Annotated in this window: 15 protein-coding genes; 10 read left to right on the top strand and 5 right to left on the bottom strand. The window is 40.8% G+C overall.

Annotated features, from left to right (window positions below; translation table 11 throughout):
- Positions 1 to 6: 6 nt before the first annotated feature.
- The 4 genes from VNZ46_RS23985 to VNZ46_RS23970 all read right to left on the bottom strand — a co-directional run bounded on the left by VNZ46_RS23985 (position 7) and on the right by VNZ46_RS23970 (position 4,268).
- Positions 7 to 1,029, bottom strand: coding sequence for a rod shape-determining protein (locus VNZ46_RS23985; RefSeq protein WP_048907325.1), 1,023 nt, complete (start codon positions 1,027 to 1,029; stop codon positions 7 to 9).
- 88 nt (positions 1,030 to 1,117) lie between these two features.
- Positions 1,118 to 2,644 (bottom strand): bifunctional phosphoribosylaminoimidazolecarboxamide formyltransferase/IMP cyclohydrolase, encoded by a 1,527-nt coding sequence (gene purH / locus VNZ46_RS23980; protein ID WP_325563342.1) that lies wholly within the window; start codon positions 2,642 to 2,644, stop codon positions 1,118 to 1,120.
- Between the two features lie 72 nt (positions 2,645 to 2,716).
- Positions 2,717 to 3,295, bottom strand: a complete 579-nt coding sequence (locus VNZ46_RS23975; protein WP_325563340.1) for a phosphoribosylglycinamide formyltransferase — start codon at positions 3,293 to 3,295, stop codon at positions 2,717 to 2,719.
- Between the two features lie 385 nt (positions 3,296 to 3,680).
- Positions 3,681 to 4,268 carry a phospholipid scramblase-related protein gene (locus tag VNZ46_RS23970; protein ID WP_133778839.1) on the bottom strand — a complete coding sequence of 196 codons (588 nt, stop codon included), beginning with the start codon at positions 4,266 to 4,268 and terminating at the stop codon, positions 3,681 to 3,683.
- Positions 4,269 to 4,531: 263 nt separating this feature from the next.
- Here VNZ46_RS23970 and rpsT point away from each other — a divergent pair, with 263 nt between their 5' ends.
- The 8 genes from rpsT to VNZ46_RS23930 all read left to right on the top strand — a co-directional run bounded on the left by rpsT (position 4,532) and on the right by VNZ46_RS23930 (position 14,622).
- Entirely contained in the window at positions 4,532 to 4,786 is a 255-nt protein-coding gene (gene rpsT / locus VNZ46_RS23965; protein WP_110833310.1) for a 30S ribosomal protein S20, read from the top strand.
- Positions 4,787 to 4,846: 60 nt separating this feature from the next.
- A complete protein-coding gene (gene radC / locus VNZ46_RS23960) occupies positions 4,847 to 5,545 on the top strand; it encodes a RadC family protein (protein WP_325563335.1) in 699 nt (232 codons plus the stop codon).
- A 37-nt stretch (positions 5,546 to 5,582) separates the two neighbouring features.
- The gene (gene pheT, locus VNZ46_RS23955) at positions 5,583 to 7,982 is read left to right on the top strand and encodes a phenylalanine--tRNA ligase subunit beta (protein ID WP_325563333.1); all 2,400 of its coding nucleotides are present in this window, start codon (positions 5,583 to 5,585) and stop codon (positions 7,980 to 7,982) included.
- Between the two features lie 41 nt (positions 7,983 to 8,023).
- A complete protein-coding gene (locus VNZ46_RS23950) occupies positions 8,024 to 8,314 on the top strand; it encodes a hypothetical protein (protein ID WP_108553160.1) in 291 nt (96 codons plus the stop codon).
- A 31-nt stretch (positions 8,315 to 8,345) separates the two neighbouring features.
- Complete coding sequence (locus tag VNZ46_RS23945) at positions 8,346 to 8,636, top strand: cell division protein ZapA (protein WP_108553161.1); 291 nt, start codon at positions 8,346 to 8,348, stop codon at positions 8,634 to 8,636.
- Positions 8,637 to 8,934: 298 nt separating this feature from the next.
- The gene (gene rny / locus VNZ46_RS23940) at positions 8,935 to 10,503 is read left to right on the top strand and encodes a ribonuclease Y (RefSeq protein WP_325563330.1); all 1,569 of its coding nucleotides are present in this window, start codon (positions 8,935 to 8,937) and stop codon (positions 10,501 to 10,503) included.
- Between the two features lie 90 nt (positions 10,504 to 10,593).
- Entirely contained in the window at positions 10,594 to 11,094 is a 501-nt protein-coding gene (locus tag VNZ46_RS23935) for a DUF962 domain-containing protein (RefSeq protein WP_325563328.1), read from the top strand.
- Between the two features lie 237 nt (positions 11,095 to 11,331).
- Positions 11,332 to 14,622 carry a TonB-dependent receptor gene (locus VNZ46_RS23930; RefSeq protein WP_325563326.1) on the top strand — a complete coding sequence of 1,097 codons (3,291 nt, stop codon included), beginning with the start codon at positions 11,332 to 11,334 and terminating at the stop codon, positions 14,620 to 14,622.
- A 97-nt stretch (positions 14,623 to 14,719) separates the two neighbouring features.
- On the opposite strand, the gene VNZ46_RS23925 is transcribed toward VNZ46_RS23930, so the two are convergent.
- On the bottom strand, positions 14,720 to 15,085 hold the full coding sequence (locus tag VNZ46_RS23925) for a hypothetical protein (protein WP_325563324.1): 366 nt from the start codon (positions 15,083 to 15,085) through the stop codon (positions 14,720 to 14,722).
- A gap of 214 nt (positions 15,086 to 15,299) precedes the next feature.
- On the opposite strand from VNZ46_RS23925, the gene VNZ46_RS23920 reads away from it, so the two are divergent.
- A complete protein-coding gene (locus tag VNZ46_RS23920; protein WP_325563322.1) occupies positions 15,300 to 16,544 on the top strand; it encodes a C40 family peptidase in 1,245 nt (414 codons plus the stop codon).
- The coding region (locus VNZ46_RS23915) for a twin-arginine translocation signal domain-containing protein (protein WP_325563320.1) at positions 16,534 to 16,835 on the top strand (302 nt) is incomplete at its 3' end. The genes VNZ46_RS23920 and VNZ46_RS23915, both read left to right, overlap by 11 nt.

The raw sequence follows: 16,835 nt of genomic DNA, 5'->3' as shown, positions 1-16,835 counted from the left end.
CAATCTTTATTGCATTAAAAATTTAAATCCACCGATGTTTTTAAGTGCGATACCGGTTCCGCGCACTACTGCTCTTAACGGATCTTCAGCAACGTGAACAGGCAGTTTGGTTTTTGCTGCAACACGTTTATCCAGCCCGCGTAATAACGCTCCACCACCGGTCAGATAAATACCTGTCTGATAAATGTCGGCCGAAAGTTCAGGAGGAGTGATCTCCAGAGCTTTAAGGATCGCCTCTTCAATCTTGGAAATAGATTTGTCCAAGCAGTGTGCAATTTCTGTATAAGAAACCGTAATCTGTTTTGGCACACCTGTCATCAGGTCCCTTCCCTGTACTGCAAAATCTGCAGGTGGATCCTGTAATTCAGGTAAAGCCGCACCTACTTCTATTTTGATCTTTTCTGCTGTACGGTCACCAATCATAATGTTGTGCTGACGGCGAATGTAATTTACAATATCAGAGTCAAAATTATCTCCGGCAACGCGGATAGACTGATCGCAGACAATACCCGAAAGCGCGATTACTGCGATTTCAGTTGTTCCACCACCTATATCAATGATCATGTTACCCATAGGCTCTTCTACATCGATTCCAATACCTACAGCAGCAGCCATAGGCTCATGGATCAGGTATACTTCTTTAGCACCGGCAATTTCAGCAGAGTCACGCACGGCACGTTTCTCTACTTCAGTAATACCTGAAGGAATGCAGATCACCATTCTTAACGAAGGGAACATCCAGCCTTTACCACCGTTCAGCATTCTGATCATACCTTTGATCATGGCCTCTGCGGCATTAAAATCAGCAATAACACCATCTTTTAAAGGTCTCACCGTACGGATGTTATCGTGGGTTTTACCTTCCATCTGCATGGCTTGCCTTCCTATAGCTATAATTTTGTTTGTTTGTCTGTCAAATGCAACGATAGAAGGTTCATCAACAACCACTTTATCGTTATGTATAATCAGGGTATTAGCGGTGCCCAAATCGATAGCAACCTCTTGCGTAAACCAGTTAAATAAACCCATTTATAGGTGATAATTATAATTTAAAAAAAATCTGTGTATTATACTAATGTAAAACTACGTCTTTTTATTGTATTTGGGGATAAAAAAATTAGTGTTTAAAATGTCTTACACCCGTAGTAACCATTGCAATACCTTTCTCGTTGGCTTTATTTATGGAGTCTGCATCTTTAATGGATCCACCTGGTTGTAAAACCGCTGTAATCCCGGCATCAGCGGCAATTTCAACACAATCAGGGAATGGGAAGAAGGCGTCCGATGCCATTACAGCACCTTGTAAACTGAAACCAAAATCTTTTGCTTTAACAATAGCCTGTTTAAGGGCATCAACTCTGGAGGTTTGTCCTACGCCGCTGGCAATCAGGCAATCGTTCTTTACAAAAACAATGGTGTTAGACTTGGTGTGTTTTACAATTTTATTGGCGAAGAACAGGTCTTTTAATTCCTGTGCTGTTGCCGTTTTTTCTGTTACAGCAGTCATTTGTTCAGGACCTTCGATCACTAAATCTTTGTCCTGCTCAATAACGCCATTTAAAAGTGTTTTAAATTGTTTTTTGGAAAGTTCTACGTCGTTTCTTTGCAGAATAACGCGGTTCTTTTTCGCTTTAAACAATTCTACGGCTTCAGGCTGATAGGAAGGAGCAATCAGTACTTCGAAGAACAGCTTGTTGATTTCTGTAGCTGTAGCCAGATCAATTTCGCGGTTGGCAATCAGTACACCACCAAAAGCAGAGACTGGATCGCAAGCCAGTGCATCGATCCAGGCATTTAAGATGTTTGGTCTTGAAGCCAGGCCGCAAGCATTGGTGTGTTTCAGGATCGCTACAGTAGGCTCCTGGAATTCATCAATTAATGCTACAGCTGCATCTACGTCTACCAGGTTGTTGTAAGAAAGTTCTTTACCATTCAGTTTGGTGAACATTTCATCCAGGTTACCGTAGAACACGCCTTGCTGATGGGGGTTTTCTCCGTAACGCAGGGTTTGAGCAGTTTGAATACTTTGTTTAAATACATTCAGGGGTTCTTCCGTATTGAAATAATTGAAGATGGCTGTATCGTAATGAGAAGAGGTGTGGAAAGCTTTTTTAGCATAGGCTTTGCGCTGTGCTAAAGTGGTTTCTCCGTTTTGCTCTTCCAGTTGTGTCTGAAGGGTTGCATAATCGTCTTTAGAGGCTAAGATAACAACATCATTAAAATTTTTAGCTGCGGCCCTGATGAGAGAAATGCCGCCGATGTCAATTTTTTCAATGATGTCTGTTTCAGAACCACCGCCTTTAACGGTTTCTTCAAAAGGATAAAGATCTACAATAACCAGATCAATTTCCGGAATCTCGTATTGCTCAATCTGTGCTTTGTCGTCATTCAGGTTTCTCCTGTTCAGGATACCACCAAAAACCTTCGGATGTAAAGTCTTTACACGGCCGCCCAGGATGGAAGGATAACCTGTAAGGTCTTCTACTGCGGTAACAGGCAGATTTAAGTCTTTTATAAACTGTTCTGTGCCTCCGGTGGAGAATAATTGAACACCTTGTTGTGCAAGCAGGCGAACCAAAGGTTCTAAACCGTCTTTGTAATAAACTGAAATTAAAGCGTTTTTGATCTTTATTGAATGGCTCATCAGAGAAAAATTTTGAGCCGCAAAATTAGGATTTTTAAGCGATAATTTTTTAAGAGAATTTAATAAAAATAATTACTTTCTGATCTTTTTTAAAATAGACTCCACAACGCGGGGATAATGAAGGTGTTCCAGCTGCTGACCTTTGAATTTAATCATCTCCAGATTGTCGTCTTTATCAATGCGGTATTTAGCCTGATAAATGTATTCGCCTTCGTCATAATTTTCGTTCACATAATGAATTGTAATCCCGCCTTCTGGTTCTTTGGCATCCATCACCGCCAGGTGGACATGATCTCCGTACATGCCTTTTCCTCCAAATTTTGGCAGGATGGCCGGGTGGATGTTTACAATTCTTCCCGGATATTCGTGAATCAGGCTTTTGGGGATAAGCCATAGGAATCCTGCAAGGACAATAAGGTCTATATCCAGATTTTTAAGCAGTTCTACAATATGATCTGTTTTGTAGAATTCATTTTTATCAAAAATATGGCTTGGGATTTCAAAATTGTCGGCGCGCTGTAATACGTAGGCATCTGGGTTATTGGTGAGTACCAGGGCAATTTCAACTTCTGGACTGTTCTTGAAGTGTTCCATCAATTTTTGAGCATTAGAACCCGAGCCTGAGGCGAATATTGCAACGCGTTTTTTCATCTGTGTGTATGTGTTTTCTGAACCAAAAATAGCATTTTAAGTGTTTAGATTAAAATTAAGGACTACTAAAAGGGATAGGGAGGGTGAATTGTGTCGGAAAATTTTGCACGACTGCTTCAAGGCTAACGATATCAGGCGGCTGAAAAAGCTGCAGATCTCTGAGGCCTTTCCGCAGTGTACGAAAATTTTCTGTAGCAAATTGCAGAGGGGGGAGGCCAGGTATGGAGCAGAGAAGGGCGTGAAATCCTGGGCGCCCTGAAACAAATGAATTGCGTCTGTGAGAATGCCTTTTAAGGTTTGCGGCCTTTTTCAGGCCGCCTAAGCTTAAGCAGCATTCGAACAGATCGCTTTCATTTGTTTATATATTATCATATATGTTAGCTACTTAACTTTCTTTGAGTACCATGTCGATGGTGATGGCCGCAGAAAGAATAGCTACCTTATGTTTGTTCTGGCTGTAGAGCGGATCAATATGGACGTTATATTTATCTGCAGTGGTAAAGATCTCCTTGAGTGCGCCAGCCCATTTTTTACTGATAGAGCCCATTTCAATCTGGTTGCTGTCTTTAATTACAAAATTCCAGGCCTTCCAATCTCCTGTGATCTCTGCAATCAGCTCTCCATCGGGTTGCTCGATCTTAAAAGTTGGTTTGAAAAATTTAAATTTCTGTTTAATGATGGCAATCGGGGTTTCATAAGCATCATTGATAATGATCTTGGACATGAAAAAGGTAAAACCTCTGGAGATGACCGCCTGTAATTCATCGTCATTATTGACAATATTCAATTTAAAGGGGAGCATACGTTTGTCTACTAATAAACGAAGTGCTTTCTGTCCAAAGGTCAGGATTTGTTTTACCGCGCCAATGTTTTCTCCTTTTTCATCAAAAATTTTGTAAGCGTTTTCAAATTTAAATAGATTTACTTTTTCATCAATAAAATAGTCGTGACCGTCAAAAAAATTACTGTTCATAGGTATTATAGGATTTTAAATGCAGCCCCAAGATAAAGAGTTTTCGTCATATGAACCAGTTTCTTCTGAAGGTAAATGCTTAAATGAAGCCATCAGGATCTTGGTTGCGGCTTAACAAATTGATTGATAAGGGCATGTTGCCTCGTCACCATTGAAAAAAAATAACAAACAGATGAAAAATAATTACGTAATGATTTTGCAATTAAAAACATAAGTCCTATATTTGCAGTCCGAAAAAAATAGAAAACAAAGGCTAAAGAACAATGGCAAATCATAAATCAGCTTTAAAAAGAATAAGAGCAAACGCAACTAAACGTCTACGTAACAGATATCAGGCAAAAACTACACGTACCTTTATCAAAAGACTTCGTGCTGCTGAAGATAAAAAAACTGGATTGGAATTATTACCTAAAGTAGTTTCCATGTTAGATCGTTTAGCTAAGAAAAACGTTATTCACAAAAACAAAGCTGCGAACAACAAATCAAAATTGACTAAATTTGTTAATGGCTTAAAATAAATATAGCTTTACAATATTCAGAACGGGATAGGCACTGCTTATCCCGTTTTTTTTGTTCCTATGACAGTATACGAACAAAAAATAGGCATAAAGCACTGGGCGGAAGAAGACCGCCCGAGAGAAAAATTGGTGCTTCAGGGCAGAAGGTACTTAACTGATGCAGAATTGCTGGCCATTCTGGTTGGTTCAGGAAACCGGGAGGAGACTGCTGTTGACCTCAGTAAGCGCCTGCTTCTTTTTTACAAAAATGACCTGGACCAGTTGGGGAAAGCATCTATTGCCGAACTCTGTAAATTTAAGGGAATCGGAGAGGCTAAGGCGGTTGCGATTGTGGCTGCCCTGGAACTGGGCCGAAGAAGAAAAGAAACACAACCTGCTGAGATTCTGAAAATTACCGGGGCAAAAGATGCCTTTGATATTTTGTCTCCTATTCTTTCCGATCTTTCTCACGAGGAATTCTGGATGCTTATCTTAAACAGAGCCAATCATGTAAAGGATAAAGTGCTCATTAGCAGGGGAGGCCAGTCTGGAACGGTGGTAGATACCAAAATCATTTTTAAAAATGCACTGGACAGAAATGCCAGTTATCTGATCCTGGCTCATAATCATCCGTCAGGAAATACTAAACCGAGTACGGAAGACCTTAGGCTGACCAGAAGAATTTCGGAAGCAGGAAAAATCCTCGATATCCCTATTTTAGATCATATAATCATTGGAGACCGCTCATTCTTTAGCTTTGCAGATGAAGGATTGGTTTGAGATTTTATATCTTTGCATTTTATACGGATAATATAACATGAAGATCTCTTATAACTGGCTTAAACAATTCATTCAAACAGATAAAACACCACAGGAACTTTCACTGATTTTGACCAATATAGGTCTGGAAGTAGAAAGTCTGGAAAAAGTACAGCCTATTGCAGGCGGGCTTGAGGGCTTGGTGATCGGTAAGGTGCTGACTTGCGTACAGCATCCGAATGCAGACCGTTTAAGAGTAACTACTGTAGATGCAGGAGGCGCAGAACACATCCAGGTGGTTTGCGGGGCGCCCAATGTAGCTGAAGGACAAAAAGTTGTTGTGGCTACTGTAGGTACTACAGTGTATCCTAATGAAGGAGAGCCTTTCAAAATCAACAAATCGAAAATAAGGGGAGAAGTTTCTGAAGGCATGATCTGCGCAGAAGATGAAATCGGTCTTGGCGGTTCTCATGCCGGTATCATGGTCCTGCCTGAAGATACCCCGGTAGGTATTCCTGCAAAAGAATACTTTAAAATGGAGGACGACTATTTGTATGAAATTGGCTTAACACCCAACCGCGCAGATGCAGCCTCACACCTGGGCGTCGCCCGTGATCTGGCCGCTTATTTCCGTACCGGGATAACGATGCCGGATGTTTCATCTTTTAAAACGGACAATGAAGATCTGGATATTAAAGTGCAGGTTGAAGATGAAGATGCCTGTCCGAGATACAGCAGTGTCAGCATCAGTGGTGTAACCGTTGCCGATTCACCAGACTGGCTGCAGAATAAACTGAAAGTAATTGGCATTCGTCCGATCAACAATATCGTAGACATCACCAATTATGTGCTGCATGAATTAGGGCAACCTTTGCATGCTTTTGATGCCGGTCAGATTACTGGAGGAAAAGTTTTTGTCAAAAAAGCGACTGAAGGCGAACCTTTTGTTACACTTGACGGCGTTGAACGTAAACTTTCGGCAGAAGACCTGATGATCTGCAATGCGGCAGCGCCTATGTGTATCGCAGGTGTTTTTGGGGGTAAAAGTTCTGGGGTAACTGCAGAAACCACTAAGGTATTCCTGGAGAGTGCTTATTTTAACTCTGTATCTGTGCGTAAAACATCCAAACGGCACAACTTAAAAACAGATGCTTCGTTCCGGTACGAAAGAGGAACTGATCCTGAGGTTACAGTCTATGCACTGAAAAGAGCAGCCTTACTGATCCAGGAGATCGCTGGTGGTACGATTTCTTCCAGTATTTTAGACCTGTATCCGAACCCGGTTAAACCATTTGAAGTAGAGGTTTCCTATAAAAATATCAACAATCTGATTGGGGCTTCTATCCCCGATACAGAAATTAAAGCTATTATTACCGCTTTAGGAATTGCTGTGGCAGAAGAAAAAGAAGGTCAGCTGTCTTTACTTGTGCCTAATTACAAGGTAGACGTGACCAGGGAATGCGATGTGACTGAAGAGGTTCTTCGGATTTACGGTTACGACAATATTGCCATCCCATCCAAGATCAATGCTTCTTTGTCGTACGGATCAAAGCCGGACAGAGAATTGACCCAGCACGTTATTGCGGATATGCTGAGCGCAAACGGCTTTCTGGAAATCTGGTGTAATTCATTAACCAAAAGTACCTACTCTAAAAATATTGATGAAGCTGTATACCTGCTCAATCCACTGAGTTCTGACCTCAATGTAATGCGCCAGAGCTTGCTGATGCCGGCCCTGGAGAGTGTGGCTTATAACCAGAACCGTAAAAATCAGGATGTGAAATTCTACGAATTTGGAAAGACATACCACCTGATCAATGAAAAGTATGTGGAACGCCCACGTTTGCTGCTCCTGATTTCAGGTACAAGTCTGGCGGAGCAATGGAACCATAAAGCCAATCCGGTGAGTTTTTATCACTTGAAAGCTGCAGTAGATGCCATTATAGGTCGTTTGGGGATCAATACCTACCAAACGGAGGAAGTGAATGATGAGAACTTTGCTTATGGGGTGCGCTATTTCCGCGGAGACAAAACTATTGTCACTTTCGGTGCTGCTACCGCTGCAGACAGAAAAAAAGGAGATGTGGATAAAGAGGTGTTCTATGCTGATTTTGACTGGGCCTTATTGCTGGAGATGATTAAAAAGAACAGGATCATCAACAAAGAAGTTCCAAAGTATCCTTCCGTACGAAGAGATCTTTCTATGCTGGTGGATACTGCAGTCACTTTTGATGATTTGAAAGCCATTGCTTTCAAGACAGAAAAAAAACTGCTTAAAAACGTGCAGGTGTTTGATGTGTATAAAGGTGATAAATTGCCTGAAGGTAAAAAATCTTACGCCTTGAATTTTACTTTGCAAGACGAAGAGCAGACTCTAACCGATAAGCAAATAGATGCGGTTATGCAAAAGATTATATCTAACTTAGCACAAACAGCAAAAGCAGAGATCAGAAAATAATTTATTGAGTAGAATTTCAGATAAAAATAAATTTTAATACCATGACTTCGGTTGCAGAACAATTAAATTCAGTACTACATAAAACAGCCCGTTTAATCGAGCTGTGCGGTGCTTTACAAGAAGAAAATGAGTTATTAAAGCTTGAAAATCAATCTATAAAGACTACTTTGGACGCCGCTAAAAATAAGAACACAGACCTGGAAGAAAAGCTCCGTGTATTGAAATTAGCGAAAAGTATTGAGGGAACTAGTGAAAAGACTCTTGATATAAAGCAAAAAATTAACGATTTTGTGCGTGAAATAGATAAGTGTGTTGTGTTGCTGAAGAAATAAGGCAAAAGGAATAGTGAAACAAAGCTAAGAAATGGGAGAAATCTCGATAAAAATAACTATCTCTGACCGTATCTATCCCTTAAAGGTAAATACGGAAGAAGAGGAAATTGTAAGGCGGGCAGCCAAAATAATTAATGAGCGCATAAAGGACTATCAGGAAAATTATGCGGTAAGGGACAAGCAGGATTTACTCTCTATGGCGGTATTGCATTACGCAACAGCTGTGTTAAGAGTAGAAAATAAGGCCCAGGATCAGGATACTGCCGTTGCCGATAAGGTGGAAGAGCTGGATAGTTTATTAAACGATTTTTTCTCCAAATAGGATTGTTCTTTATATAAGTTACATTAGCAAAAAGGTATAGCCGCAGCTAGACTCTTGAGTTTCATTATTTTTTAAACTTAACACTTCAATATTTATAGGGTTGAGAGCGTACATTTCATCTGCATTTGCACCTGAAAATAACGTAAATCCTAATTATGCTTACGTTGAAGTTTACAACATATGGAACAGAAAGAGTTTAGTTGCGGTTTTTTTTTACAAAAATTTTGAAGATAGAGCGTGCTTAAGCCGGCCTTTACAGAGGAAATCTAAGCTTAGGCATGTTTTAATATATAATTAAATGGAAATAGAAATAGTTGGAATAATAGGATATCTGCTTGCCGGCATCGCCGTCGGTATATTAATAGGGCGGTACCTGCTTCGAAGCTTGCTGAAGAAACAGGAAATCGCAGCTCAGACAAAAGTTAAAAAGATCCTTAAAGATGCGGAGAGCAATGCTGACATCTTAAAAAGAGACCGTTTACTGGAAGCCAAGGAGAAATTCCTGCAGCTGAAAGCAGAACACGAGCAGGAAGTCAACACAAAGAACAACCAGATCAACCAGCGTGAAAATGCGTTGAAGCAAAAAGAGCAGAGCTTAAACCAGAAGATCGAAAACGCGACCCGTAAGGAACAGGACCTGGACAACCAGAAAAAGAACCTGGAAAAACAAACCGATATTGCGGTTAAGAAACAGGAAGAAGTTGATGTGTTGAAAAATCAACACGTTAAACAACTAGAAGCGATTGCCGGATTAAGTGCCGATGAAGCTAAAAATCAGCTGATCGAAAACATGAAGGAAGATGCCCGCTCTCAGGCTATGATCCAGGTAAAAGATATCGTTGACGAAGCAAAACTGACTGCAGGTAAAGAAGCGAAAAAAGTAGTGATCCAAACCATTCAGCGTACAGCTGTGGAAGCGGCTATTGAAAATACGGTATCTATATTTCATATTGAAAGTGATGAGATCAAAGGTCGTGTAATTGGCCGTGAGGGTAGAAATATCCGTGCCCTGGAAGCTGCAACTGGTATTGAGATCATCGTAGATGATACTCCCGAAGCTATTATTCTTTCTGGCTTTGACCCGGTAAGAAGGGAAATTGCCCGTTTGGCCTTGCACCGTTTGGTTACTGATGGACGTATCCACCCTGCACGTATTGAAGAGGTGGTGGCCAAAACCAAGAAACAAATTGAAGAAGAGATCGTAGAGATCGGAGAACGTACCGTGATTGACCTGGGTATCCATGGTCTGCACCCTGAACTGATCAGGATGGTTGGACGTATGCGTTACCGTTCTTCTTATGGACAAAATTTATTGCATCACTCCCGTGAGGTAGCCAATTTCTGTGCGACTATGGCGGCAGAACTGGGCTTAAATGCAAAAATGGCCAAACGTGCCGGTTTACTGCATGATATAGGAAAAGTGCCTGATGACAATCCGGAATTGCCTCACGCTATTCTAGGAATGCAGCTTGCAGAAAAATATAAAGAGCATCCGGAAATTTGCAATGCCATTGGTGCCCACCACGATGAAATCGAGATGACTTCCATGATCTCTCCGATTGTACAGGCTTGTGATGCCATTTCAGGCGCGCGTCCAGGTGCAAGACGTGAGGTGGTAGAAAGTTACATCAAACGTTTAAAAGAACTGGAAGAACTGGCTTTATCCTACCCAGGTGTCGAAAAAACATTTGCTATACAGGCCGGACGTGAGCTGCGTGTGGTTGTAGAAAGCGAGCGTGTAACGGATCAGCAGGCAGAATTACTGGCGGCTGATATTTCAAACCGCATACAAACAGAGATGACCTACCCAGGTCAGATCAAAGTAACTGTGATCAGGGAAACCCGTTCAGTTGCTTTTGCAAAATAAGATAGAAGCTGCAGAGCAGTTGGAAGCGGTGGAGCAATCCACCGCTTTTTTATTTTTGCTCCATCCTTAATAATGTTTAATTTTACGTTTATGAAGCCACAAGAGAAAAGCCAGGTTGATGTTCTTTTTGATAAGTACGCAGAAAGCCATCAGAATCACTCCAATGAAATCATTCACTGGGTATGTGTGCCATTGATCGTGTTTAGTTTGCTCGGCCTGGTTTGGTCCATTCCTTTTCCTCACCTGGGTTTTCTGGGCAAATATAACGGGTACCTGAACTGGGCTTCTTTTCTGATCGCTTTTTCTATCTATTACTATTATAAACTTTCCCCGGTGATGTCTTACCTGATGCTCATCCTTATATTTATCATGTCTATGGGCATTGTGAAAATAGAGCAGGCACAAGCCAATGGAGGGCCTGCTTTATGGCTGGTGTGTGCGGTCATTTTCGTGCTGGCCTGGATAGGGCAGTTTATCGGGCATAAAATTGAAGGAAAAAAGCCCTCTTTTCTCGATGACGTTAAATTCCTGTTAATCGGGCCTATTTGGCTGTTGCACTTCATCTGCAAGAAGATAGGGCTTAGATATTAAGCAGATTCCTGCCAGTTAACATAAAAATAACATTAGATTAATGCTTTCTTAGTGCTAATTTAACGCTGTTTACCACTTTTTCCACTTTGTAAAAGCCCCTGATCGAACCTAAAAAGCTGTTTTTTTTCTTCTTTTAATTCGTTTTTAATTTAATATTAACTGTATCGTGCATTAATGCAGGCTTAATATTAAGATCATGTTGCCTGTTTAGCTTTGTAAAAAAAATAAAAGCAGACAATGAAAACAAAGCTACTAACCAATAATGTTTCCTATGTTCTACTGGCATTGCTCCTCCTTTTTGGAATAGGTGCAAACGCCCAGGTAACAACATCAAGTGCAAACGGAAAAGTGCGGGATGCTAAAGGCATCGCAATTCCAGGAGTAAGTGTGTTGATCGTACACGTTCCTACTGGTACTAAATATGGTGCAATGACTAACGCAGATGGTACTTACCGCGTAAATAACTTAAATCCGGGTGGTCCATATAAAGTAACAGTAAGTTATATTGGTTATGCCAAACAAGAGAAAGACAACATCAATCTAAGTTTAGGAGTAGATCAGCGTTTAGACTTTACCTTGCTGGACGAAGGTCAGCAACTGTCTGAAGTGGTGGTTACAGGTGTAAAAGGTGGAACTAAAATGGGTACAGGTACCCGTATTGGTGAGGAACAGATCAAAACTTTGCCTACCGTAAACCGCAGTTTAACTGACGTAACCCGTTTAACTCCTCAGGGAAGTAAAGACAACTCCTTTGTCGGAACCAACTTTAGATATAATAACGTAACAATTGATGGTGCCATCAACAATGATGCGATTGGTTTCAGTCCTTCACTGGGTGGGCAGAGCGGAAGCTCAGGTATGCCAGGAAGCAGTACAAGAACAAGCCCGGTTTCTTTAGATGCGATCCAGGACGTTTCTGTATTGTTAGCCCCTTACGATGTAAAGATTGGTAACTTTACCGGCGGTAGTGTAAACGCAGTAACCCGTTCTGGTACTAATGATGTATCCGGATCTGTTTATGGTTACGGACGTAATGCTTCTTTAATCGGTAGAAATAAAATCGGCGATAACTCTAAAGAACCTTCTGGATTCCATGATTATCAGGCTGGTTTCAGATTAGGTCTTCCGATCATCAAAAACAAATTATTCTTCTTTACCAACGAAGAGTTGACCCGCCGTCAGGATCCTGTGATCTTAGGTGCAGGTTCGCCAGATATGCAGGTAATTACTTTAGATCAGGCTCAAAAGATTTCTGATCGCATGAAAAATGTATACGGCGTAGATGCCGGTGCTTTCAAAAATACAGACAGCTATAATATTTATGCAAAGTCTAACAAGTTCTTCAACCGTTTAGACTGGAACATCAACGACAACAATCAATTAACGATCCGTAACAACACGATCAGATCAGAGGCGACGAATTTAGAGCGTGATCAGGCTAACTTCAGATTTGGTGGAATCGATTTTGTACAAAACAACAATCAAAGTTCTACTGTTGCAGAATTGAAAAGCAGGTTATCTAACAATGCTTCTAACAGTTTAGTTATTGGGTACTCTAATATCCATGATTACAGAACACCTACTTCTAATCCGGCATTACCTCAAATAGAGATTACCGGAGCAAAAGGAGGAACCATATTCTTAGGTACTGACCGTGAAGCGAGTATCTTTGATATGAAACAAAAAACGTTTGAATTTACAGATAACTATACTTTTACTAAGGGAAAACACACTTTCACTGTTGGTACACACAATGAGTTATACAACATCACCTATGGTTTCGTAAATGCATGGAATGGTCGTGTGGCTTATGGAAGCGTGGATGATTTCCTGAACAACATGCCTAGTCGTGTTCGTACCAATTATAATTATGCAAATAATACCAGAGATAACATTATCGCCAATCCTCCTGCGCAGTTCAAAATGAATATGTTCAGTTTATATGGCGAAGATGAATTCCAGGTTACAGATCGTTTTAAATTAACATATGGTGTGCGTTTTGATATGGCTGATATGCCAAACAAACAACCTCTAAGTGTTAAAACAACGGGTGCTCCAGTAGATCCGAACTACGGTACAACCTATACTTACACTAAACCGAAAGATATTAAAAATGATTTCTTTGGACAAGTACAGGTGTCTCCACGTATCGGATTTAATTACGATGTGAACGGAGATCAGAAAATGATTTTACGTGGAGGTAGTGGATTATTCACCGGACGTGTTCCTTTTGCCTGGTTAGGTTATGCTTATTACAACAATGGTGTGACTTACGGTGCATATGACCAGAAATATTCATACCGTAATACTGACCCTAAAAATGACAAGTACCAAGTTGCAGGTACCGACCCAATCAGAGATGCATTGAACGGTAATGGCGAGGCTGGTTATGTAGCTAAACAGGGTAAAAATGTTAATGATGCAGCTGGTGCTACACAAGTCGATCTGATTGACAATAATTTTAAAATGCCTAAAACCTGGAGAACCAGTTTAGCTTTTGATTATAAAACTGATGATCAGTGGAAATTCACAGTAGAGGCTATCTATACGAAAGTGATCCACGATTTAAAATTCCAAATGGTTAACCTTGTAGATGCGCCTATATATTATCCTTATGATGTAAACCATCAGCAACCAATCTATCAAAAGGTGAACGGAACTCAGGCTATCAATCCTTTGTATACCAATGCTTATTTGCTTTCTAATACCAATCAGGGATATCGTTACAGTTTAACAGGCCAAATCAGCAAGTCTTTCCCTTTTGGTTTAGATGTAATGGCAGCTTATACGTATGGACAGTCTAAGGATCTCACCAATGGTATCCGTAACTCTATGGAGTCTAACTGGCAGCTGAATCAGTCTTTAAATCCAAATAATCCTGGACTGGCTTATTCCAACTTTGACATCCGTAACCGTATCGTATCTACCGTTAATTTCAGACACGCATGGGATTCAAGAAATAAATATGTATCTAATTTCTCTTTGTTCTTTAGCGGACAATCTGGATCACCATATTCTTATGGCTTCCTGAATGCAACTATCAACGGAACAGGACAAAACGTAAGTTTAGTTTATATTCCTAAAGTAGGCGAAACATCTAAATTCATTTTAGATGCAACTCAGGCAGCTGCTTTTGATGCCTTTATTGATGGTGATAAATATCTGAAAACAAGAAGAGGTCAGTTTACGGAAAGAAATGGTGCTCGTACACCATGGAATGTACAAGCTGACTTCCGTTTCTCTCAAGATTTCGTAGTAGTAGGTAGCGGTGCTAAAAAACAGACCCTTACGTTTACTTATGATATTGTGAATTTAACGAACTTGTTGAATAAAAACTGGGGTGTTCAGTATTTCTCTCCAAACACGTACAACTCTATGGCTAGTGTAGGTCTGAAAGCTGTTGCCGGAACTGGTTCTGCAACCGCTTATCCTAACTATACATTTGATAAAGCAAATACAAGTACTTATTCTAAAGACTTCTTTGCATCGCGTTTCCAAATGCAATTTGGCTTGAGATATAGCTTCTAGTTTAGAAATAACGGTTTAAACAGAAAAGGCGGAGATTTTAAATCTCCGCCTTTTTTATGTTAAAAGCATCCGGTGAAACCGGGTCTTAAAAGGGATGTTATGATTTACCTTCCGTCAATTCAGCAGGATCGAAATCCCGGCTAAACAAAATTCTAAATTCCGGGCGACTTGGATCGGCCAAGGGAATATTACCTTCGTATTTCCAACCTAGTCCGGTCATATAATTCAGCGCCTGCACAAAATTCTCTATAGCCTCAACCTTGTTTAGTTTTTGTATAAACACGGAATCCTTTAAAGGCGTGTATCTTTTAGTTTGACCATAGTCTATTCTCGGATTGCGCCAGAGGTCATAATTCCCACCGTAGGATATTGTACAAAATTTTTTAACTTTTTCCTGTGCATTTGACCGGTAAATGAATGCCGAGGAAAGGAGCATAATCACTGCGAGAGATTTGTAATTCATAATTTTTGTATTAGAAATGGAGTGTTTAATTTTCAATGAAATTAACGATCCAATATGAAGTTGGTGTTAAGCTCCTTCTCTCCCCTTTAATGCTTTATTTGCGTTTTTGTGCGTTGTTTGTAGATTTGTTTTGCGGTTATTTGCGATTATTGCTAATAAAAATTACATTTAGTTATTGCAAATAGTTCCTTAACCTAAACCTAACCACCAAAATATGCAGCCGAAAAGCTATGTTTCTTTCTTTTTGCTTGTTTTTCTAACCATCAATCTGCACGCTTCTGCGGTTTTAGATACTTTATTGCTTAAGAAAATTAAAACCATTGCTGAAAACGTAGGAAGAAAAGAAGTTCCGGATCAAAGAACCGATGTTTTTAATCTTGAAGTTACAGGAGCGGAGAGACCCCGGGTAGAAGTAGAATCTACTTTGCCACAGGCAGCAGAAGACTTAAGAGCTGCGTTTGCAAAAGAAGGGGTACAAGTGGATGTTGTTGAGCATCTTCTTCCTTCTCCTGCGCTGGATGGCCAGGTATATGGTGTGGTGCGCCTTTCTGTGGCCAACAACCGGAAAAATCCTGCCCATTATGCGGAGATGGTCACTCAAATGATTCTTGGGACACCTGTTCAAATTCTGAAAAAGGAAAAAGGGTATTCGCTGGTCAGATCACCGGACAGGTATATAGCCTGGGTAGAAACTGAAGCATTGGCTGTGATGGATGCGGCGGGTTTTGAACAATGGCGAAGGGCAGATAAACTGGTTTATACAGAGGATTATGGCTCTGCTTACAGCCGGGCAGATGTGACATCAGAACGGGTATCTGACCTGGTCAAGGGTAACTTGCTAAAATTGCTGGGCAAAGAAAAGAAGTTTTATAAGGTGGCCTATCCAGATGGACGTATCGCCTTTATTCCGTTAAAAACTGCGCAAAAATACAAACAGTGGATTTCCAGACCTAATCCGGATGCGCAGCAAATTTTGGCTACTGCTAAAACCCTGATTGGAACACCTTATCTCTGGGGAGGAACGTCCATGAAGGGGGTAGATTGCAGTGGCTTTACCAAGACCAGTTTTTTCTTAAATGGCATCATTTTGCCAAGAGATGCATCTCAGCAGGCACTCATAGGTGAGCCCGTTGATATCTATGAGGCAGATACGGTTAGTCTGTCCAAATGTTTGAAAAACCTGCGAGCGGGAGATCTGCTTTTCTTTGCGGCTGCTAAAGGTAGGGCTGCTCATCCCCGGGTTACACATACGGCCATTTATATGGGAAACGGGGAATTTATTCAGTCGGCAGGAATGGTGCGCATCAACAGTATGATTCCTTCTGCTGCAGATTATGCAGATTTTCAATCGCGTACGCTGGTTAGTGCACGCCGTATTCTGGATGAGATTGGAAGTCCACAAATTACACGTATCGATCAACACGAATTATATATACAACCAACCAATAATGAACAATAGAAGAGATTTTTTGAAATCGACCAGTTTGCTGGCCGGAAGTACACTTGTTTTAGGGGCCTCTCCATTGCTGGTGAGTGCAAGCCAGGAGTTTGGCGGAAAGGGAAAGCTAAAACTCCGTTTTAAGCCCTATACATTGAACCTGAATCATGTGTTTACGTTATCCACCAGTTCGCGTTCAACGACGCCAGTCGTGCTTACAGAAATTGAATATGATGGGATCATTGGTTATGGGGAGGCTTCGATGCCACCATATCTGGGCGAATCTCATGAAACTGTTTTGAAGTTTTTATC

Source organism: Pedobacter sp., from assembly GCF_035566355.1.
GTDB lineage: Bacteria > Bacteroidota > Bacteroidia > Sphingobacteriales > Sphingobacteriaceae > Pedobacter.
This window is presented reverse-complemented; position numbering and strand designations above follow the sequence as displayed.